This window comes from Sphingobium sp. V4, assembly GCF_029590555.1.
In the GTDB taxonomy this organism is placed as follows: domain Bacteria; phylum Pseudomonadota; class Alphaproteobacteria; order Sphingomonadales; family Sphingomonadaceae; genus Sphingobium.
Genome location: NZ_CP081002.1, coordinates 520,289 through 541,500 on the forward strand (window position 1 = coordinate 520,289; position 21,212 = coordinate 541,500).

Annotated in this window: 12 protein-coding genes and 3 pseudogenes; 4 read left to right on the plus strand and 11 right to left on the minus strand. The window is 62.0% G+C overall.

From position 1 onward, the window contains the following. Window positions 1–48: 48 nt before the first annotated feature. Complete coding sequence (locus K3M67_RS18100; RefSeq protein ID WP_285833662.1) at window positions 49–1,269, plus strand: ATP-binding protein; 1,221 nt, start codon at window positions 49–51, stop codon at window positions 1,267–1,269. Window positions 1,270–1,594: 325 nt separating this feature from the next. Here the strand turns inward: K3M67_RS18100 and tnpC are convergent. Continuing rightward, window positions 1,595–2,486, minus strand: a pseudogene (tnpC, locus tag K3M67_RS18105) (IS66 family transposase); the annotation flags it as partial. Window positions 2,487–2,708: 222 nt separating this feature from the next. Between tnpC and istA the strand changes: the two are divergent. Next, window positions 2,709–3,917 carry an IS21 family transposase gene (gene istA / locus K3M67_RS18110; protein WP_285833726.1) on the plus strand — a complete coding sequence of 403 codons (1,209 nt, stop codon included), beginning with the start codon at window positions 2,709–2,711 and terminating at the stop codon, window positions 3,915–3,917. Here istA and K3M67_RS18115 read toward each other — a convergent pair. The 8 genes and pseudogenes from K3M67_RS18115 to K3M67_RS18150 all read right to left on the minus strand — a co-directional run. Continuing rightward, window positions 3,892–4,725 (minus strand): annotated as a pseudogene (locus tag K3M67_RS18115) (IS256 family transposase); the annotation flags it as partial. The gene istA and the pseudogene K3M67_RS18115 overlap by 26 nt on opposite strands. An 18-nt stretch (window positions 4,726–4,743) precedes the next feature. Next, a protein-coding gene (locus K3M67_RS18120) for an IS3 family transposase (protein WP_502958922.1) occupies window positions 4,744–5,885 on the minus strand; the annotation gives its coding sequence in 2 pieces (ribosomal slippage) (window positions 4,744–5,645 and window positions 5,645–5,885; 1,143 coding nt in all). A 322-nt stretch (window positions 5,886–6,207) separates the two neighbouring features. Then, window positions 6,208–6,537: pseudogene (locus K3M67_RS18125) on the minus strand (aldo/keto reductase); the annotation flags it as partial. 61 nt (window positions 6,538–6,598) lie between these two features. Beyond that, window positions 6,599–7,576 carry an alpha/beta hydrolase gene (locus tag K3M67_RS18130; RefSeq protein WP_285833664.1) on the minus strand — a complete coding sequence of 326 codons (978 nt, stop codon included), beginning with the start codon at window positions 7,574–7,576 and terminating at the stop codon, window positions 6,599–6,601. A 7-nt stretch (window positions 7,577–7,583) separates the two neighbouring features. Then, window positions 7,584–8,915, minus strand: a complete 1,332-nt coding sequence (locus K3M67_RS18135; RefSeq protein ID WP_285833665.1) for a glycoside hydrolase family 30 protein — start codon at window positions 8,913–8,915, stop codon at window positions 7,584–7,586. A gap of 226 nt (window positions 8,916–9,141) precedes the next feature. Then, on the minus strand, window positions 9,142–12,219 hold the full coding sequence (locus tag K3M67_RS18140; RefSeq protein WP_285833666.1) for an alpha-L-rhamnosidase: 3,078 nt from the start codon (window positions 12,217–12,219) through the stop codon (window positions 9,142–9,144). A 43-nt stretch (window positions 12,220–12,262) separates the two neighbouring features. Next, window positions 12,263–13,570: a glycoside hydrolase family 1 protein gene (locus K3M67_RS18145; RefSeq protein ID WP_285833667.1), complete on the minus strand. Its 1,308-nt coding sequence runs from the start codon at window positions 13,568–13,570 to the stop codon at window positions 12,263–12,265. A gap of 12 nt (window positions 13,571–13,582) precedes the next feature. Further along, window positions 13,583–15,910 carry a TonB-dependent receptor gene (locus K3M67_RS18150; protein WP_285833668.1) on the minus strand — a complete coding sequence of 776 codons (2,328 nt, stop codon included), beginning with the start codon at window positions 15,908–15,910 and terminating at the stop codon, window positions 13,583–13,585. 188 nt (window positions 15,911–16,098) lie between these two features. Between K3M67_RS18150 and K3M67_RS18155 the strand changes: the two genes are divergently transcribed. Beyond that, on the plus strand, window positions 16,099–16,740 hold the full coding sequence (locus tag K3M67_RS18155; RefSeq protein WP_285833669.1) for a TetR/AcrR family transcriptional regulator: 642 nt from the start codon (window positions 16,099–16,101) through the stop codon (window positions 16,738–16,740). Window positions 16,741–16,754: 14 nt separating this feature from the next. On the opposite strand, the gene K3M67_RS18160 is transcribed toward K3M67_RS18155, so the two are convergent. Further along, on the minus strand, window positions 16,755–17,822 hold the full coding sequence (locus tag K3M67_RS18160; RefSeq protein WP_285833670.1) for an aromatic ring-hydroxylating dioxygenase subunit alpha: 1,068 nt from the start codon (window positions 17,820–17,822) through the stop codon (window positions 16,755–16,757). Between the two features lie 88 nt (window positions 17,823–17,910). Between K3M67_RS18160 and K3M67_RS18165 the strand changes: the two genes are divergently transcribed. Further along, window positions 17,911–18,855, plus strand: a complete 945-nt coding sequence (locus K3M67_RS18165; protein ID WP_285833671.1) for a LysR family transcriptional regulator — start codon at window positions 17,911–17,913, stop codon at window positions 18,853–18,855. Window positions 18,856–18,912: 57 nt separating this feature from the next. Here K3M67_RS18165 and K3M67_RS18170 read toward each other — a convergent pair whose 3' ends face one another. After that, complete coding sequence (locus K3M67_RS18170) at window positions 18,913–21,189, minus strand: TonB-dependent receptor (protein ID WP_285833672.1); 2,277 nt, start codon at window positions 21,187–21,189, stop codon at window positions 18,913–18,915. Window positions 21,190–21,212 lie beyond the last annotated feature (23 nt).

A 21,212-nucleotide genomic window follows, 5' to 3' on the forward strand; every position in this document is an offset into this window, starting at 1 on the left:
CTTCCAATTATCATATTTGCTAGTTCCAACCATCGACGGGGGTCGGGTATGTACAAACGATTAGCAGAACCAAGGGTAGCTGAAGCCCTCACAGACACGCCTGTGGTCCTGATCGTAGGACCACGGCGGGCAGGGAAAACCACACTCGTCCGCAAAATGGGCGACGCAAGCCGGGCCTATGTCACGCTCGATGACCATACGGTTCTTGAAGCCGCGCAGTCCGATCCGACTGGCTTTATCCGTGGCATGGACAGAGCGATCATTGATGAAATTCAGCGCGCGCCCGATTTGCTCCTGGCGATCAAGAAGAGCGTGGACGAGGACTATCGACCCGGCCGCTTTCTACTAACAGGTTCCGCCAACGTTTTGACCTTGCCGCGCGTGGCGGACAGTCTGGCCGGTCGGATGGAAACCCTGCGAATGCTTCCTTTGGCGCGTGCTGAGATTGAGGGCAGTTCGCCGACCTTTCTTGACCGCCTTTTCGGCGGGCGTCTGCAAGGCATTCAGGATGCGATTGTCGGAGACGATCTGGTTCGTCTTTCGCTGCTCGGCGGCTTTCCCGAGGCAATCAGTCGCTCAAGCGAGCGGCGGCGCCAGGATTGGGCGCAATCCTATCTGACGTCGGTTCTGACCCGCGATCTCCGGGAAATCGCGGATATCGAGAAACTGACGGATTTGCCAAAATTCGTGCGACTGCTGGCTGAGCATTCGGGCCAGTTGGTCAACTATTCACATTTCGGCGCCGCCATCAATGTCAGCCACAAGACAGGCCAACGCTATGTTGGGCTGTTGGAACAGCTATTCCTTGTCTCGACCTTGCAGCCCTGGTTCACCAACACGCTCAAGCGCATCGTCAAGACACCCAAGTTGCACTTCCTCGACTCCGGCCTGCTCGCTGCCGTGCGCGGTCTTACGTTCGAGCGCGTAAAGGCTGACCGTGGACTCTTGGGGTCGCTGCTCGAAAGCTTTGTGTTTTCCGAAGTTTTGAAGCTCATGACCGCCACTGACCAACGGTTGCGGCCCTATCATTTCCGCGACCAGCAAATGCGCGAAGTGGATATCGTGCTAGAGCGGGATGATGGCATGGTCGCGGGCATCGAAATCAAGGCGTCGGCGACAGTGCGATCAAGCGACTTTGGTGGATTGCGTACTTTGGCAGAGGCGTGCGGTGATCGCTTTGCCTACGGCGTAGTGCTGTATGACAGCAGCGAGGCCGTGCCCTTTGGCGATAGGCTGGCTGCGGTGCCTTTGTCTGCCCTATGGCGTTGACCAGGAGGGGCCGACGCTACCGTTTCCTGACCGCTGCGCACATCCTGCAACAGGCGTAGTCGCCTTTGACGGCGTTCATCTTGCCAGTGTCGGCCTGTTCCTGGACATTTTTGACCTGGTGAGTCGGCGCGTGGCCGAGCAGTTCCGCAGCCGCGACGATATCGGCATGGAAACGCGCATCCGCTTGCTGGGCCAAGGGAGTGGCGCGGTCCGCGTGGCGGGGGACGAAGGCTGGAACTGGACGACGGACTGGTGGACGATCGGTCGCCCTTGCTGATCCATGTCCCGGATTTCGAATGGCCTGATCGGGACATGGCAGAGGCCCTGATCTGCCGTTGATGGCGCGCTCGATGTCGAACATCGCGTCGATACGACGGACCGCCTCCACCGCCAGTGGCGAGACGACGGCCTTTTTGCGGCGCTTCTTGAGCTGTGCGGCGACATCGGCCAGCTCGAAGAAATAGCGGCGCGCGTGGCTCCAGCAAAGGGCGCGGGTCAGCGGCGCCGGCAGGCGGTCGGCATGGAACAACGCATTGTAGCCGGCATAGGCATCAGCCTGAAGAATGCCTCTCCAACTGTGCAGATGGCCCACAGGATGCTCGCCCCGCCGGTCGCGGGAATAATGGAAGATCGCCGCAGGCGGTGCCGGTACGCCAAAAGGTCGATCATCCCGAACATAGGTCCAGATCCGGCCCGTATCGGTCTTGGTCTTGGCCAGTACCGGCACCGTCGTATCGTCGCCATGCAGCCGCTCCGCGGCCAGGACATGCGCCTCGATCAACAGATAGAGCGGCATCAGCGCAGCGGTGCAGGTGCCGACCTGATCGGCCAGGGTCGAAAGGCTCAGTTCCACGCCCTCGCGGGCATAGCGGTCACGCTGGCGGTTGAGCGGCTGATGCGCGCCGAACTTCTCGAACAGCAGCATCGCCAGGAAGCTGGGGCCAAAAAGCCCGCGGGGCGTGGCATGGAACGGCGCCGGCGGTTGGGTGATCTTCTCACAATCCCGGCAGGAGAATTTCTCCCGCACGGTCTGGACCACCTACCACTGGCGCGGCACGACCTCCAGCGTCTCGGTGATATCCTCGCCCAGCTTGCACAACCGTTCCGAGCCGCAGCAGGGGCAGGCATCGGGCGCGGCGATGACAACGCGCTCGCGGCAGATGTTCGGGCAAGGGCTTGCGCGCGGGCCGCTTGCGCTCGAACGGCGCGACGTTGGTGCGAATTCCGATTGAAGCCGGCCAGGGATTCCGACACGAAGTCGGCCACCATTCCGGGCTGAAGCCGGCCAGCGTTCCGACGCGAAGCCGGCCAGCGTTCCGACGCGAAGCCGGCCACCGTTCCGACGGGAAGCCGGCCGCCGAGGCTGGAGCAATAGGGCACCCGAGCGGGTCAGCAACTGAGGCATGAGCCTGGTCCTTTGAACGAGGACGGAGGGCTTGATGCCGGCCAGGAGAATGCTGACCATGCGACAGTTACGGCGCATCATGCGGATGCATCACGAGGGGGCGTCGGCGCGCGAGATTGCGCGCGCGGTGGGAGCGGCGCGCAGTACAGTCCAGGATGCGTTGAATCGCGCGGCGGCGGCGCAGCTATTCTGGCCGCTGCCCGATGATCTGACTGACGAGGTGCTGGAGGCGCGACTGTTTGCGCGACCGGGTGGCGGGGCCGGCGTGGGCGTACGCAAGCGCCCCGAACCCGAATGGGGTCACTTGGTTCGGGAACTGCGGCGGCCGGCGGTCACGATGATGATCTTGTGGGAAGAATATCGCCAGATTTGCCCCGATGGCTATGGCTATGGCTATTCGCGCTTCTGTGAGCTGCTGCGGGCTTTCCAGCAGCGCTTGTCGCCGGTGATGCGGCAACATCATGTTGCCGGCGACAAGCTGTTCGTCGACTATTCCGGCAAGCGGCTGGGGATCACTGATCCGGTGACCGGTGAAATCCGGATGGCGGAAATCTTCGTCGCGGTGCTGGGGGCGTCGAACTACACCTTCGCCGAGGTGACCTGGTCGCAAGCCCTGCCGGACTGGATCGGCTCGCACGTCCGGCTGTTTGCCCATCTCAAGGGGGTGCCCAGGCTCCTCGTGCCCGACAATCTCAAAAGCGGGGTGAACAAAGCGTCCTTCTACGACCCGGAGATCAACCGCAGCTACGGGCGGATGACGGCGCATTACGACGTAGGCGTACTCCCGGCGCGGCCGAAAAAGCCCCGCGACAAGGCAGCCGTGGAAGCCGGTGTGCGCTTTGCCCAGACTTACATTCTGGGCCGGCTGCGCAATCAGACCTTCTTCTCCCTGGACGAAGCGAACGCGGCGGTCGGCATTGTGATGGCACAGATGAACACGCGGCCGATGCGCAAGCTCGGCGTCAGTCGCGCGGACCTGCTGGAGACCCTGGATCGGCCTGCGCTCAGGCCCTTGCCGCCGACAGATTATGAATATGCCGAGTGGAAACTGGTCCGCGTCGGGCTCGATTATCATGTCGAGGTCGAAGGCTTCTACTACTCCGTTCCCCATGCGCTGATCCGCCAGCAGGTGGATGCCCGCATCACCTCGAGCACGGTCGATCGTGCCCCGCGGGATGGTGTAACAGCGCGGATCCTTGGTAGAGGATCGGACTGGATCAGGCCGCCACGCCGGGCAGCTTGAGAGGATTGTCGCTGACTGGGGCGAGACTTTCAAGGCTCATGTATCGGCGTGATACGGCCCACTCGTCCTGCTGTTCGAGCATCAGGGCGCCGACGAGGCGGATCACGGCCGCATCATTGGGAAAGATGCCGACGACATCGGACCGTCTTTTGATCTCGCCGTTGAGGCGCTCGAGAGGATTCGTGCTGGAGATCTGGGGCCAATGGTCCTTCGGGAAGGCAGTATAGGCGAGGACATCTTCTCGTGCGGCGTCCATCATTTCGGCGAGTTTGGGAGCGCGGTCGCGTAAGGCGTCGGCAATTGTCTGCCACTGCTTATGGGCCTCCTGAGAGGTCTCCTGGGCAAAGATCGTCTTGATCATCGCTGTGACCGCAGGCCGCTGCTTGGTCGACACATGCGCGAGGGCATTGCGCATCCAGTGGATTCGGCAGCGCTGCAGGGTAGCATGGAAGACCTTGCTGGCGGCGGCGCGCAGCCCTTTGTGATCATCGGCGATGACAAGTTTGACGCCCCGCAGCCCGCGATCGGCGAGAGACCGCAAGAAGCCCTTCCAGAAGGTCTCCGCCTCGGTGGGGCCAGTGGCGACGCCCAACACCTCACGCCGGCCATCGGTGCTCACCCCGACAGCGATTATTGTCGCCGTCGACAGGATCCTGCCCCCCTGGCGGGATTTTATGTAGGTGGCATCGAGCCAGACGTACGGAAATTCGCCTCCTATCGGCCTGTTCAGGAAGGCGTTGACCCGCTCGTCGATCTCCTCGACCAGCCTGCTGACGGAGCTCTTGGAGATGCCTGTGAGGCCCATGGCTGAGTAGCCCCTAGTTTTCTAGACGCCTTCTGCTTTCAAAATCTGCTGCCGTTCGAACTGGGCGGGTGACAGCATCCCGTTTCTGACCTTCTTGCGCACCGGGTTGTAGAACATTTCGATGTAATCGAACACGTCCTGCCGGGCTTCCTCGCGTGTTTTGTAGGTCCGGCGTCGGATGCGCTCTCGCTTGAGCGAGGAGAAGAAGCTCTCGGCGACGGCATTGTCATGGCAGTTGCCGCGCCGGCTCATCGAATGCTCAAGATTGTGAGCCCGGATGAAGGCAGCCCAGTCCATGCTGGTGAACTGCGAGCCCTGATCCGAATGGATCAGCACCCGCTGCTTCGGCTTGCGCCGCCATACCGCCATGTGCAGCGCTTGCAGCACCGCATCGGTGGTCTGCCTGCTCTGCATCGACCAGCCCACCACGCGGCGGGAATAGAGATCAATCACAACGGCCAGATAAGCAAAGCCCTCCAGGGTGCGGATGTAGGTGATGTCGGTCACCCAGGCCCTGTCGGGGGCAGCGACGTCGAACTGCCGGTCCAGAGTATTGTCAACCGCCAGGGATGGCTTGCCGCCATAGCTCCCCGGTCGACGCTTGTAGCCGATCTGCGCCTTGATACCTGCCAGCCTGGTCAACCGGGCAACACGGTTCGGGCAGCAGGTCTCGCCCTGATCCAGTAGGTCGTCGTGCAACTTGCGGTAGCCATAGACTTTGCCGCTGTCGTTCCAGGCTTGCCGGATCAACTTCGTCTGCCGAACATCTTCCCGGGCCCGTTGGCTCAACGGGTTCTTCTGCCAGGCATAGAAGCCGCTGGGCTGGATGCGCAGGCACCGACACATCGATCGAACCCGGAACTGGTCACGATGCTCGGCAACAAATGCGTATCTCACTTTGCATCCCTGGCGAAATACGCGGTGGCTTTTTTTAGTATATCGCGCTCCTCGGTCACCCGGGCCAGCTCGCGCTTCAACTGGCGAATCTCGGCATCCTTGCTGGCATCGCCAGACACCACCTTCGCCAGTTGCCGCTTCCATGCGTACAGCGAATGCTGACTGACGCCGAGCCGTTCAGAAACCTCCGCTACCGGATACCCGCGCTCGGTGATCTGGGCCACCGCATCACGCTTGAACTCATCGCTGAAATTAGGCTTCCCCATCGTCGTCTCCTGTCCTCAAAATTAGGATAGAAGGCGTCCAGAAATCTAGGGGCTACTCACACCATGCGATGGGACGCGGCCAGCGCATGGGGCCCGCGGGTTCCTGCACTGGAGGCTTTCGTACGCAAGCGCCCGAAACCCTTCACACATCAGGACATCTGGCCATGCTAACGAGAGCGACCGAATCTGACGGAAACGGCCGCTCAGAGATTATGAGCTTGCTTGAAGGCTTCGCTTAAAAGCCAGTTTACCGGAAAGCAATTCAACACCGTTAGCTGTTGATCTGGCCGAGCCAATCGCGGACCTGATTGAGCGTGCGCCTTTCCTGCCAAAACATCGAATACTCGCTTTGAAGTGCCGCCACGGGCTGCACCGCGTGGGCGCGAGGGATAGCGTCCGGTCCGGCTTCCGACAGGCCGAAATGCTTGACCTTGCCCCCGGCGATCAGGTCGCGAACCGTTACAACCACGTCCTCAATCGGGACGTTCGGATCGACACGGTGTTGGTAGAACAAGTCAGTGCAATCGGTTCTCAGCCGCGACAGCGCCTCGTCCGCAACCTCCCGGATACGTTCGGGACGGCTGTTCAAGCCATCGCTTGGGCGGCCGTTCTCAAACCCGAACTTGGTGGCGATCACCACCTGATCCCGAACCGCGCTGTCGCTTGCGCGTCAGCCTACCGGTGGCAAGATCGTTGCTACCCGTCATCGCAGATCAAGGCGCGGGTGCGGGCCGGTCCTGCATGTCAAGCCAAGCGAGAAGTTCGCTCATGATGAGCGACGTGGTCGAGCCCGGAAATCCCATACCGAAGCCATGACCGCCCGACTGATAGGCGTGCAGTTCAACCGCCTTGCCCGCGCGATGCCAAGCCTGGGTGAGCGGAAAGCCCCCCGTTTGAAAAAGAGGGTCGTCAAAGGCGATCGCAGCGAACATCGGCGGCGCATCGGCCGGCACGTCGATAGCGGCCTGTGGACCATAGACATAAACAAGATAATCAGGGCCCTCGCCCGGCGCTGCGGAGAGTACCGTATTCAGGGACAACATCGCCCCGGCTGAAAAACCCAACATGCCGACTTTCTTGGGATCGATGTGATATTTTTGGGCATTCGCGCGTACGAAGCGCAAAGCAGCCAAGCCGTCTTGCGTTGCGTCCGGGTTCTGGAGAGTGGGCATCTTGCCCTCTCCCATAAGGCCAGCGTTCATTTTCCGAAGGACAAAAGGACCGGCCTCACCCTCGGATTTAGGAGTCGGCAGCAGCCGATATTTGAGGACGAACGCGGCATAGCCGTGGTCGGCAAGAGACTTTGCGACATTCCAGCCCTCCCACCCCAGAGACAGCATCATGAAGGCGCCGCCCGGCGCCACGATGATCGCCTTGCCATTGGCCTTGGCAGGGTCGGGCAGCACCGGCGTGATCGTCGGCTGTGTCACGTTCCTGACAACATAATTGCCCATGATCTTGGCCCAGACCTCCGACGAGGCCTTGCCGCGCGCAGAGTCAAGATGGATAGCGTCAATTTCGCTCGGCGCCGCCGCGGGTACCGCCGGTGGCATGGCGGCGGGCTGCGCCGCCAATTCGGCTTCGCTTCCGACGATGGCAAGTGTCAGCAGCAAAGCGCCAAGTCTGCGTGTCATCATTTTCATTTCCTCGACTAAATGCCGGATCGCGTTAATGGAAAAGAACATCCTCATGTCCGGCTCAAGCGTTGAGTTCGGCTTTCAACAGCAGCGATCCAAAGGAATCCGCCGGAAGCACCGTTTCGAGGATTTTGCCGCCCACACCAATACGGAGAGGCATGGGAACGCTTGTGGAATTATGCGCCATGATAGCGACGCTGCCATCCAGATTGAGAAAGGCCAGGACGTCTTCGTAGCCCGTCCAGCTGATCGATGAAATTCGCCTAGCCCCGGTACCAACCAGACCTGCCAGATGCTTCAGGAGATAATATTCGTAGTTCCAGCGATATGTCCGCTTGTTCCGATCGACGCTCAGCAGCGAGTTCTGCGCCCAACCCCAGCGGCTCACGCCGCCATCGACCAACGCAATGTTCCAATAATTATAACCATGACATCCGTTGGTCAGATATTGCTTCATCAGCGTCCAAGCATGGCGAGCGTAGCGCCAGTCGTTTTTCCCGTCGCCACATTCCTGTTCGCTCATATAATATCGAAGCGTCGGATGATTATGGGCGATAAACGGTAGTGCGCCTCTGCCCGCCCATTGAACGCCGACTCCGCGAATGACCGCCGCCGCCGCTTTATCCTGATATACAGCCTTGAAGAGGCGGTCATCGGGCCGCTCCATCGTGCCCAAGAATATATCGACATTGCGCCGTTCCATCTCCCGGCCGAGATGCGGCAGGAACCGTGCAAGGCCGGCCGGTGTCCAGCAGCAACTTGGGAAGGGTTGTGCGGAGTTGAACTCGTTTTGCGGCATCACCATGCCAATGTTGATATCCCGCTTGGCATATTCGTCGATAAACTTGCCGAAATACCGCGCATAGGCGGCGAAATAGCGTTCGTCCTGGATGAACATGTCAGAGCCTTCGGCACCCTGCTGGTCTGGCTTCAGGCCGTTTTCGGGCCAACCAGGGCGATTGGGGACGGAGGCATAATGGCGATTATTTTTCATCCATGTCGGCGGACTCCATGGTGACGCCCAAAGGTTGAGATCCGGCCGGACGCGTTGCGCGCGTTTGATGAATGGCACCAGCGTGGCATCGTCATGGGCTACGCTGAAGTCTTTCAGGGCAAGATAACCGGGCGTTTCGTCGTAGGAATACCAATCGCGGGCGAAATCATTGGCGCCGATCGGCATCCGGCAAAGGCTGAATCCCATGCCGCTGTCACTGAACAATTCTTCAAAGATCGCGTCCTGATCGGATGACGGCAATAAATTGATCGCATTCCATCCCATTTCGTTGAAGCAGGCGCCGAAACCCTCCATCACCTGCTGTGCGTCATCGAGCCGTAGTTCGATATCGCCTGGCACCGGCGTCCGGGGCGCAACCTGCTGCACGTGATCGGCCAAGCGCCACGTATCGGACTGCGTCGTGACAACCCATCGGTTCGCAGGGACGGCGTAGGTCGGGCCAGACCTGGACGCGGCGGAAGCAGAGCTGGGCAATGATGCCGCGATGCCCCCTGCCGCTACCAGAGCGACGAACTGTCGGCGATCGATGTCCAACGATCTTATAGTTGCGCTCATGGCTCTCTCCCGTTTTTGCGTTATGTCTGCGCCCCTTGGAATGCTATTCTCAAAAGCTGAGCTGGTGCCTGCCTGGCCCGATCGATCGCAATTTCTGGGCTATGCGCACTTCTGCCGAAGAATTGGGTGGAACGGTCAATTCCAGTTGCGCGCGCTCGTCTCGATAGGACCATCGCGTCTCAATACGACCCCTGACGCTGTCCACGCGAGCGCCAAACCGGGCGATGCGACTGTCGAGCACCGGCGCGACGCGGAATTTCGCAAAGCCCGGTTCGATTGGATCGATGCCGGCGATGCGGCGATAAAGGAATCCGCAGACCGCGCCGAGCGCATAATGGTTGAACGAGTTCATGGCGACGTCCCCAGTGTCGCCGTTCCATCGCTCCCAGATCGTCGTCGCATCGCGCTTCACCATATAGCCCCATGACGGGAAGTCGGTGCGCAGTAGCAGGTCCCAGGCAAGCTTGCCTTCGCCCGCATCGGCCAATGCGTCCAGCGCTAGGGGTGTGCCGAGGAAGCCGGTCGATAGCAAAGTGCCGCGCCGACGAATGTCTGCCGCGAGCAGAGCGCCCGCCCTTGCGCGCAAGGCGTCGGGAACGAGGCCCAGGCGCAATGCCAGGATATAGCTGCAATGACTGCCGTTGCCGACGGTGCCGTCCGCCTTGACGAAGGCTTTGGCGAAGGCGTCGCGCACGCGGGCGTGGTGCGCGCGCCATCGGGCTGCTTCGGTGGTGCGACCGGTCCATTCCGCCATCTGCGCTACCTGATCCAGCGACCGCGCGAGCATGGCCGTGCCGATCAACGCTCTGGGCGTGGTTTCGTCCATCGGCGATTTCGCATCGAGCGCCAGCCAGTCGCCCAGGTCCGCGCCCCGCTTATTATTCCACAGTCCGTCTGGATTGGCCGACAATATGCCCCCCACATAGGCCGTCATTGCAGACCAATTTTCATCGACCACCGTGCGATCGCCGCTGTGCAGATAGGCCGTATAGGGCAGCATCACGCCGGCATCGGCCCAACCCGGCGTGGCGCTGTCTGTGCCCCACCCCAGGCCTTCGGGCGAGGGCGCCCAGAGCGGATAGGCGCCGTTCGCGCCCTGTGCCGCGCGCAGTATGCGGCTGTAGGACCGGGTGAAGGCGCCGACATCCATATTGAAGCTCGCCGCGTCCCAGAATATCTGCGCGTCCCCGGTCCAGCCAAGCCGCTCGTCGCGCTGGGGGCAATCGGTGGGGATGCCCATGAAGTTGCAGCGCTGGCTCCATAGCGTGTTTAGCCACAGTTTCTGCACGGTCGGCGCGTCGATTTGGAACATGCCGGTTTCCGGCATCGCGCTGGAAAGCTGGATGCCCGCGATCATGTCGTTCGTCAGGACGGCGACGCCATCCACCTCCGCATAGCGAAAGCCCTGATAGCTGAATACCGGTTCGAGCGTTTCGACGTCGGCCATGCCGCTGAACTGGTAACGATCCTCGGCGCGCGCGGCGCGCAGGTTGCGGCGGTCCAGTTCGCCGTCTGCGGACAGGATTTCGGCATGTCGGACACGGACAAGCTGCCCGGCTTCGCCCTTGACCCGCAACCGGACGCGGCCAGCGAAATTCTGTCCGAAATCGACGATATGGCGCGACGTACCCACCCTGCGAATGGATAGAGGGGGCAATATTCTGGTCGCGCGGACAGGGTCTGCGAGTGCCGCGACGCACGGTGCGGTGGGCGCTGGGGCATGCCAAGCGCGATCCCAGCGCGCATCGTCGAACCCCGGCTGGTTCCACCCTGTCGGCCACAGGCGCAGATCCTGATCCTCGCCGGCATAGATTTCGGACATTAGCACGGGCGCGCGGGTGTGGCGCCAGTCGTCATCGGTCGTGATATGCTCGATCCGGCCGTCACGCCGCGTGATTTCCAGCATCAGTCGCAGGCGGCGCGGCGCTTCGCCAAAGGCGTAGCGGCCGTTTGGCGCCTGATAGCTGGCATAATAGCCGTCGCCCACTATCGCCCCGACGACATTGTCACCATCCTGCACCAGCGACGTGACGTCATGCACGCGATAGGGGATGTGGGCGGCGTAATTGGCTGGTTCGCCCTGCAATTCGTCTTCGTCGACCCGGCGGCCGTTGAGCCACAGCCGATAGCCGCCCAGGGCCGCGACATAGATGCGCGCGCGGGTAACTTCGCCCTTGCCGGCAAAGGCGCGTCGCAGCAGCCGGGCGGGCGTGGGTGGCCATGGAAAGACCGGCTGCTTATCGAGCGGTTTGGCGGGTACCCAATCGCCCTCGTTCCCCATTCGGGTTTCCCAGCCGGTGGCGATCCGCCTGGTCGCGCCCGCCGCCCCATCGAGGCGGATCTGCGCGGCAAGCGACACGAAAGGTTTGACGAAAAAGCCGGGTGTCGGCGCCATATCGACGCTTAGAACATGGTCGCCCGCGCTGAGCGGTAGCGGCATGCGGGTGGCGGGTGCGCCGCCAAAGGCATTGGGATCGCGGGCCGGCAAAGCGATCGGCGCACCATCCAGCATCAACCGCGACATCACGCCATCGCCGACGATCGTCAGCAGGGCTTCACCGGTGCCGCTGGAAAAGGCGAGGCGGAACGACCGCGGCGCGGCAGGCGAGGGAGCCGCGCCACCGACCCATTGCACCCCTGCGACGCGATCGTCGCGTTCGGTCGCGTCCTCGACCGCCAGCCAATCGCCCAACCATTCGCCCGGCTCCAGAAGGCCCATGTCCCAGGTGGCGGGCGCGCTCCAGCAAGGCTTGCCGGCCAGATCCCATATCTGGACCTTCCAATGGCAGGTCTGGCCCGATCGCAGTGGCGATCCGGCGTAGAGAATGCCGGTGCAATCGGCGCTTTCCGTCCGCTCGCTATCCCACAGGTCGCCGCGATCCTGCGCCAGTATCGCTGCGCTGGAGGCGACCAGCACGCGATAGGCCGCCTGCATCGTCCCTGCCCCGCCCTCGATGCGCCAGGACAGCGCCGGTTGCCGATCACCGATTCCGATCGGTGCATCACGCATTGCGGTGCGCAGGCCAGTGACCGCCGCTGACGCCCTGTCGGTGGCCATGGCGTGCGGCGCGCCCCATCCCACGACGGCGCCGGTGGCCAGGAAGGAACGGCGATCGAGATCGGGCATGGGACAGTCCTTGGCGAGGCGAGAGGAAAGTGGAGCGCGCGCGCTAGAGGCTGTTGTCGCGCGCGTAGCGGCCCAGATGCAAGCCGCTAGGCTTCATCGTGCGGCGGAAGGTTGTCCGATCGACCGCGACCAGCCCGAATTGCGCGGTATAGGCGCGGTTCCATTCGAAATTGTCGAGCAGCGACCAGTGGATATAGCCCCGCACGTCGACGCCATCCTTGATGGCTCGACCCAAGCCGGCAAGGCTGCGGTCGATGAAGGCCACGCGGCGACTATCGTCGGTGGTCGCCACGCCATTTTCCGAGACGATCACGGGGCGGCCCGTGGCCTTCGCGACCCAGCGGACGGTCGCTTCGAGCGCCTGCGGGTAGAATTCCGTATCGGTCTGGGTCAATTCCACGCCTTTTGGCGGTGGCAGGTCCATATCCTTGCCGACGACGGCCCGGCCATAGGTCTGGACGCCGACGAAATCATCCTTCGCCACCGCCTCGAACCAGGGGGTATAAACATGGGCGATCTTGCGCTGAAGGCCGCTTGGGTCCGGCCCGGCCTGCTCGTCGGCGACGGCCAGGCTGAGGCCCAGTTGCAGGTCCGGCCGGACCGATTTGATCGCGTCCACCGCGCGGCGATGCGCTTCAGCCTGGATTGGGGCCGCGCGCGCAGCATCGAAGACCGGCGTGGAGGAGAAGCGGTCGCTGCCAACCGCCTTGGCGGCGGCGGCATTGCCCTGCGCGAAATAGGGCATCGTCGCGCGGAAGCCGGGTTGCCAGGACAATTGTGCCGCCAGATTGGGCTCGTTGAATGTCAGGCCATGGCTGTAGTTGGTGCCCAGTGCCTTGGCCGCGCGCTCACAGAAGCGCAGGAAATGATCGACATTGGCGCTTTCCTCCCATCCGCCCTTCGCCGCGAACCAGCGCGGCACGGTGAAGTGCGAATAGGTGATGAACGGCTTGATGCCCAGTTCCGCGCAGCCATCCACCATCGCCCGATAATGATCGAGCGCGGCGATCGAAAACTCGCCTGGCGCAGGCTCGATCCGCGACCATTCGATGCCGAACCGATAGCAGTTGAGGCCCATCTGCTTGACCAGCGCCATATCCTCCCGCCAGCGATGATAGCTGTCGCAGGCGTCGCCCGAAGGCGCGGCGAAGGCATTGGGCTGGAGATGTTCCATGACCCAGCTGTCGCTGTTGACGTTGCCGCCCTCAACCTGATGCCCTGCGGTCGCTGCGCCCCACAAGAAGTCGGGGCGGAGCTTGCGCCGAGCGGCGAGAGCGGGGCCAGCAAGCGTCGTGGCAAGACTGCCTCCCGCAATTTGCATCATCGTGCGGCGCGAAATGTTGGAAAGCATCGGGGCCATCCTTTAGAAACGGAACTGGATGTTGGCGCCGATCGTGCGCACGGAATCGAACCCGAACTGCTGCTGATAGGAGGCTACGCCCGCGATAGCGTCTCCCGCGTCCAGTCCGATGAAATTGGGATTATATTGGTTCGTGCAATTTTTGCAGAAGATGGAAAGCCGCATCCCGTTGTCCAGCCACACGCCGGCGCTGGCCCCGATCAGGTCCAGCGTCGGCACGGTCGCGCCGGGCGCGCCGTTGATCAGATAGTTAATCGCCGTGCGATGATACCAGTTACCCTCAATGAAGGGATGCACCGTCCCTGACGTCTGCACTTCATACATCGCCTGCACGGACGAGGTAAATTTTGGCGCTGTGGGCGTGCGGCGGCCGCGGGCGTTGAACGATCCCGTGGTCGCGCAGCTGGGTGTCGCCTGACCGGGATAACATTCTGCGCCGGCAAAATCGTCGAATTTGGAATTGAGGAACGTCGCCGACCCGTTGATCGACAGCCCGCGCAGCGGATTGGCGTTCACGGTCAGTTCGACGCCCTTGCTCGTCACCGACGCCGCGTTCTGGACGATAAAGCTTTGCAGCTGGGTGTCGAGCGACTGGGTCTGATAATTGTCGAACTTGGTGTGGAAAGCCGACGCATTGACGATCAGGCGACGATTGAACCAGCTCGTCTTGAACCCGATTTCTGCAGTGTTCGACTTTTCCGGTTGCACCACCAACGGCGCATTGGCGGTCGCGCCGGTGTCGTTGAAGCCCGGCCCCTTGTAGCCACGGCCGTAGGAACCATAGATCATGGCGTCGCGCGTCACCTGATACTGGCCGCCCGCGCGCCAGCTGAAGTCGGTATTGCCGAAACTTTCCGATAGGGCACCGGGCACGCCAAGGGTGACGAAATAAGCGCCCCGATTCTGATCCAGGTCGATGCTGATTTCGTCGCGGGTTACGCGACCGCCAGCGAACAGCTTGAACTGGTCGGTGACGGCAAATGTCAGCTGGCCAAAGGCGGCATAGCTGTCGGTCTTCATGCTATAGACATTGTCGCGCCCCAGAAAATAGCTGTTGCTGGTCGAACAGGTGGGGGGGAAGGCGCCGGGCACGGCGGCCGCGCCGACGCAGAAGGGGAAGGTAGGCAGCAGGAAATCGGGCAGGTAGTTATTGCCCGCAATCTGGCTGCTCTGCTTTATGGTGGAATGGAAATAATAGAGACCGGCCTGGCCTGACAGACGATTGTCCGCCGGCAGGGCGACGCGCAATTCGTTGGAAAACTGGTCATAATCGGCATTGGTACGATTGATGTTCGCGCCATTGCTGTTGGTGAAATCGACATCCAGTTGCGAATTGAAATTATAGAATTTCCACGCGGCGATGTTGCTGACGACCATCCCGTTGTCGGCCGTATAGGTCAGCGCGGCCTGCGCGCCACCCAGTTTCAGGTCGCGCCAGAAACCGCCATCGCCTGCAACGGCGAAATTGCGGTCGCCTGCGACGATGCCCGAAGCGGCCAGGGGGTCGGCATTGACGCTACCTGCGCCCAACTGGCGATAGGTGCGGTCGAAAATACCCCCAACGCCATGGGATTCTGCATATTCACCGATCACATAGAGTTCCAGCGCGGGCGTGATCTCCTGCAAATATTTGGCGCGGATGCCATATTGTTTGCGATCCAGATCGTTGCGCACACCGCTGGCGCCGACGAAATGGGTCCCTGGTTCTTCGATCGAATAGGTGCCGTTGACGCGCAGCGCGCCGGTGTCGCCAACCGGGATATTGACCGTCTGGCGTGCGATGGCGGACCATGACGCATCGCTGCTACCCGGCGTGTCGCGATTGTTCAGTTCGATGTTCGTCTCGCTGGCGAACGTCCCGATGTTTGGGCGGGTCGATACGACGTTGAGCAGGCCGGCCGACGCATTCTTGCCGAACAACAGCCCCTGCGGCCCGTTGAGCACTTCGACGCGCTCGACATCGTTGAACAACCCCTGGGTCAGGAACGGTCGGCCCAGATTGACGTCGTCCAGCGCGGTTGCGACGCTCGAATCGATTGTCGTGGCAAAGGCCTGGGTGCCCACGCCCCGGATCGCGAAGCTATTGTCGCTGCCAACCTGCAGGCTGGGGGCGGCGAGCGCAACCTGGGTGAGATCATTGAGGTTGCGGGACTTGAGCGTATCGCCGCCAAGGGCGGTCACGCTGACGGGGACATCCTGCAGCCGTTCGGCCCGGCGCTGAGCCGTGACGACGATTTCGGCGACGCCTTCGCTGGGTTGGGCGGTTTGCGCCTGGACCGGTTGGACCACCGAGATCAGGCTGGCGCCCGCGAACAATATTGCTTTCCGCATCCTATCCTCCCTGGATGTGCAGATCCTCTGCACTTGCCCCCCGCTTAGGTCTTTGCTATACAAACAGTCAATCCTGATTGTTGTTATGGATATCGATCGATTTTCGTTATACATGCCAAGCAGCGGGCCATCGGAGAGAGCAGGATCGGTGGCCGCGGCATCAGCCGTGCACCGGCGAGGAAGACCAGATGCAGGACCAAACCATACCCAAACTCCGTCGGACCCAGGAGGAGCGCACCGCCACGACCCGCATGGCGCTGATAGACGCCACGATCGCCGCGATCGGGGAATGGGGCTATGCCGGGGCCAGCACCACGCTCATCGCGCAGACAGCGGGCGTCAGCCGCGGCGCCATGCTGCATCATTTCGCGACGCGGGCGGCATTGATGGCCGATGTCGTGCGCCATGTCTTCGATCACGAAATGGCGGAATATGAGGATGTCCGCGCCCGCACGGGACTTGGCAATCATCTCTACGACTGGCCTCGCCTGCTGTGGGCGGTGCTAGGCCGCCCGTCGGGCATGGCCGTGCTGGAGATATTGCAGGCGACGCGCAGCGATCCCGAACTGGCGGCTTTGGTCGTGCCGATGCAGGAAGCGGTCGAACGATCGGCGCTTGCCGTGATGCGGGGCGCCTTTGGAGGCGACGAGGCGCAGGCCCTGGCGATCATGCGCCTGATGGTGTGGTCGGTTCGCGGCCTGTCCATCGCGAAGCGCTATCTGCCCGACCGTGCGGAGACCGAGGACGCCATAGAATTGCTCGGCCGCCTGTTACAGCAGGCGGCGCCCGGCGGGCGGATAGCGGAACTGGGGCCGTTGATGGCAAAATAATATTACTTCGTGGATTATGCAGCGGCGGTGTCTTCCCCACGCTGCGCCCGGAACAGGCGCTGGATGAACTGGCGGGTCTGCCGCCCGCCCACGTCGCTGGCGATGTCCAGCATCGGGCGACCCGGTTCGCGCGCGATCCGCCGCTGCTGCATCTCCAGGACGATCTGGTCTTCCTTGAAAGTGCGCGCCGTCTGTTCAAAGACCAGGTCGGGAATGTCACCCTGGGTGATGTTGGTCGCCATCGACCAGAAATAATGGGTGGTGCCTTCGGTTTCCGGGGTGATGCCATGGAAGCCCAGCATCGACAGGCCATGCGATCGATCGCCGTCATAGGCGCCCGTGCCTACGTTGCAGGCGCCGGTGTGGATGCGGATGAACATCGGATGAAATTCGATTTCCTGCCAGCGATCAACCAGCCCCGCAAAGCCGGCGGCGGCGACATAGGTCGGCGGCGGGACCGAGGAAGGCATCCGCCGTTCGACGCGGACGCCGTCCGCCAGCCGGGTCGCCTGCGTCGGCGTCCTGAAATGCAATTCGGGATCGCCGCCGATCGTGCGCGGATGGATATAGGGCAAATGGGACAAGTCCATGAGGTTATCGACCAGCAGTTGCCAGTTGCCCTGCACGTCATAATGGGCACTGCGCCAGGCCCAGCCCGGATCATTATGCCAGGGATGATCGGGAATGGCGGCAGGGTCGGCCTTCGCTGCGTCGCCCATCCAGATCCACAACAAGGCGTCCTTTTCGACGAGCGGATAGCGGCGGACACGCGCAGTGGGCGGAATCTTGTCTTGCGCTGGAATACGGACGCAGGCGCCGTCGGCCGCGAATTCCAGGCCATGATAGGTGCATCGGATATTGTCCCCGACGACCATCCCCTCGCTCAGCGGCATGGCGCGGTGGCAGCAGCGATCCTCCAGCGCAGCGACCGCCCCGGCCTCTGTGCGGAACAACACCAACGGCTGATCCATGATCGTGCGGGCGGTGCGCGCGCCAGGCGTCAGTTCATGGCCCCACCCCGCGACATACCAGATGTCGGTAAGGAAAGAGGATTCGCCGGCGGATGCGGGTGGCTGGGTCAATGCGCTCTCCTGTTTTGTCTGACACATGGCTTAGCGCGGTTAGAACTAATCGGTGTAACTAGTTATACTGATATGGTAGATCAGTTATATGGATTACCGCAGACTGGACCTGAACCTGCTGGTGGTGCTCGACATCCTGCTAGAGGAGCGCGGGGTGCATGCCACCGCACGGCGGTTGAGCATGAGCCAGCCCAATGTCAGTTTCGCGCTCGGCAAGCTGCGACAGTTTTTCAATGATGATTTGCTGGTGCGCATCGGCAACGCCATGCAGCCCACGCCCATGGGCGATCGGCTGCGGGAACCGGTCCGGCGGATATTGGAGACCGTTGACGCGGAATTGATCGGGCTGCCGGTCTTCGATCCGCTCCGTTCGCAACGCTGTTTTTCGATCAGCACGTCGGACATCGGCGAACTGGTTTTCCTGCCGACCCTGCTGGAGGTGCTGAAGGATTGCGCACCGGGCGCCACCCTGCGCTGTCATTCCATGCCGCCCCAGGAACTGGAAAGGGCGATGGCGGACGGCGTGGTCGACATCGCGCTTGGCTATTTCCCGGACCTTCAGGGCAGCAGCTTCCTGTGCCAGACCCTGTTCGATCATCCCTTTAGCTGCATCGTGCGGCGCGATCACCCGACCATCGGCGACAGCCTGTCGCTCGACCAGTTTCTGGGCCTGGGTCATATTCTGGTGTCGCAAAAGGGGCGCAGCCAGGAATTGGTCGAAACGCGGATGCAGCAACTGGGCCTGTCGCGCCGCATCCAGTTGCAGTCGCCCCATTTCATGAGCGTGCCGCTGTTGGTCGCCGGGTCCGACCTGATCTCCACCGTGCCCCATGCGGTCGCGGCCATCCTGGCCACCATGGCACCGCTCAAACTGTTGCCGCCGCCGTTCGAAACGCCTCTCATCAGCCTTCAGCAATTCTGGCATCGACGGGTCGACGGCGATCCGGCGATCGTCTGGTTTCGCACGCTGATCGCGCAACTGTTTCTGGGCCGCGACCCGTCCATGCCGACTAGTAACGCGACAAAGCGGTAGGCGGGATTGCCATTCCGCCTATCCGCCCATGCTATGCGTCGGCCCCTATATGCCAGATCAGAAACGAAAGCCCGCGCGCACGCCATAGGTGCGGGGCGGGCGAAGCTGGTTGTAGATCACACCAGGCTTGGCCGGACTTTGCAGCGAGTTGGCGAACACCAGTTCATTTTCGATATTGTTGACAAAGCCGGTGAGCGAAAAATTGCCCGATGGCGTCTCGTAGGTCAGACGCGCGTTCGACATCATATAGCTGCCTTGCCGGCCCAGATCGAGAAAATCGAGCGAGAGATAGCGCGATGTTTCGATCCGCGTATCCGCAGCAGCGGTGATGCGGCCATGATCGCCCAGCTGGAATCCATGCTCATAGCCCAGGTTGAACACCCATTTGGGCGCGTTGACCAATGGCCGGCCCGAACAGTCGACATCATAGATACGCGCCGCCGCCGACGCGCCGGTCTGTGTCGTGGGGGCAATGGTGCAGCCGATCACAGGCGCCGTCCCCGTGGTCGAATAGGCCTGATAATATAGTTCGTCATATTTGCTGTGAAGATACTGGATATTGGCGGAGAACTGGTCGTTCGCCGTCGGCTGGAACAGCGCTTCCAGCTCAAGGCCGTAGATGGTCGATTTGCCGGCATTCTCCGTGGTGAAGACCGGGCCGTAGATCGGGCCGCCCGGCGTGCTTGCGACCTGAACGGGGCCGAGATGGGATATCTGCTGGTCCTTATATTTCCAGTAGAAGGCTTCGGCGTTGAGCTGCACCTTATTGTCGAAGAAGCGGTTCTTCGATCCGACCGTATAAGCACGCATATTTTCCGGTGCGGAATAATTGCGGCCGGTCGCCGCGAACAGCGCACCGGATTTGAAGCCCGTGGCGGCGGAAGCATAGAGCAGCGACCGCGGTCCGACATCGAACTCCACGCTCGCCTTCCAGGTTAGCTTGTTGAAATCGACATCGGTGCGCGGGTTGCTGACGATATCCAGGATGATCGGCGTGAAATTGCCCTGCGCGGGATTGACGAAGCCGACGAAAGGCAGGGTGTGTGCTTCGGTCGACTGACGCTTGTTGTCGGTGGTGTAGCGCAGGCCGCCGGTGACCCGAAACCGATCCGACAGCGACAGGGTCGCCTGACCGAAAGCCGCCAGGCTTTCGGTCTGCAACTGTGAATTGATGCGCGTGCCGTTGCTCGCCTGGTCGAATAGCTGCCGGGCGCTGACATCCTCGGCGAAATAATAGCCGCCGACCACCCATTGCAGCGGCCCGGATCGACTGGCAAGGCGGGTTTCCAGCGACATCTGGCTCGACTTTTCCTGAATGTCGATCAGGAAGCTGGACGCATAGGACCGGAAATCAAGGTCCGTCTTGCGGTAGGCCGGCACCACCGTCAGCGTCGCGAAACCCAGATCGGCATTGACCGTCAGCGCCGCGCCGAAGAAGTGGTTATCCTGATAACCATCGTCGCTGGCGATCGCCTGCGGCACCGGGCGCGTGGGGGAGCGGGCGACATAGGCTGCAATGACGCGCGGATCGCTTGGCCCCAGACGCTTCTTGCCATCAAGCAGGGGCATGATCGTGCCCCCCGACCCCATGCCGCCGACATGGGCGTAATCAACCGACAGGGTGGCATCCAGCCCCGTGCCGGTCTCGCCCCGCAATTGAGCTCGCACGGCCTGCGTATCTTCATCGTCATAGCCATCGCTATAATAGCCGTCGCGTTTCACATATTGGCCCGCGACCCGAAACGCGACCTTGTCGCCGAACGGGAGGTTGAGCGCGGCCGAACCCTTCAGCGCGTCGTAATTGCCATATTCGGCGTTGATATAGCCGCTCGTCTCGCCCAGCTTGGGCTTGGCGGTGATGACGTTCACGGCGCCGCCCGTGGCGTTGCGGCCGTAAAGCGTGCCTTGCGGTCCCTTGAGCACCTCGACCCGTTCGAGATCGTAGAAAAGGCCCGCTGGCGCGGCCGGGCGGGAGAGATACACGCCATCGAGATTGAAGGCGACGCCCTGTTCGGCAAAAGCGTTGGCGCCGAACGTGCCGACGCCGCGCAGATAGATTTGCGTGAACGATGCCGCAGGCGCGACCTGCAGCGCAGGCACGACGCGCGTCAGGTCATTGGCCTGGGTGATGCTCTGTTGCACCAGCGTGTCACCGGTAACGGCGCTGACGGCGATGGCGGCTTTCTGGAGATTTTCGCTCCGGCGCTGTGCCGTGACGATGATGTCCGCGATGCCGCCCCCGGTCGCCTGATCGTCCGCCGCTACCGCCTGGGCGTGAACGGGCGAGATCGGCGCTAGAAAAACGGCGGCGGTCGCTAGCAGGGCTGCCTTCATGGTCGTCTCCTCTCCAAATACGC

Coding starts and splice junctions, on each gene's coding strand:
- K3M67_RS18100 (WP_285833662.1), top strand. CDS start 49: ATGTACAAACGATTAGCAGAACCAAGGGTAGCTGAAGCCCTCACAGAC.
- istA (WP_285833726.1), top strand. CDS start 2,709: ATGCCGGCCAGGAGAATGCTGACCATGCGACAGTTACGGCGCATCATG.
- K3M67_RS18130 (WP_285833664.1), bottom strand. CDS start 7,576: ATGAGGATGTTCTTTTCCATTAACGCGATCCGGCATTTAGTCGAGGAA.
- K3M67_RS18140 (WP_285833666.1), bottom strand. CDS start 12,219: ATGCCCGATCTCGATCGCCGTTCCTTCCTGGCCACCGGCGCCGTCGTG.
- K3M67_RS18145 (WP_285833667.1), bottom strand. CDS start 13,570: ATGCTTTCCAACATTTCGCGCCGCACGATGATGCAAATTGCGGGAGGC.
- K3M67_RS18150 (WP_285833668.1), bottom strand. CDS start 15,910: ATGCGGAAAGCAATATTGTTCGCGGGCGCCAGCCTGATCTCGGTGGTC.
- K3M67_RS18155 (WP_285833669.1), top strand. CDS start 16,099: ATGCAGGACCAAACCATACCCAAACTCCGTCGGACCCAGGAGGAGCGC.
- K3M67_RS18165 (WP_285833671.1), top strand. CDS start 17,911: ATGGATTACCGCAGACTGGACCTGAACCTGCTGGTGGTGCTCGACATC.
- K3M67_RS18170 (WP_285833672.1), bottom strand. CDS start 21,189: ATGAAGGCAGCCCTGCTAGCGACCGCCGCCGTTTTTCTAGCGCCGATC.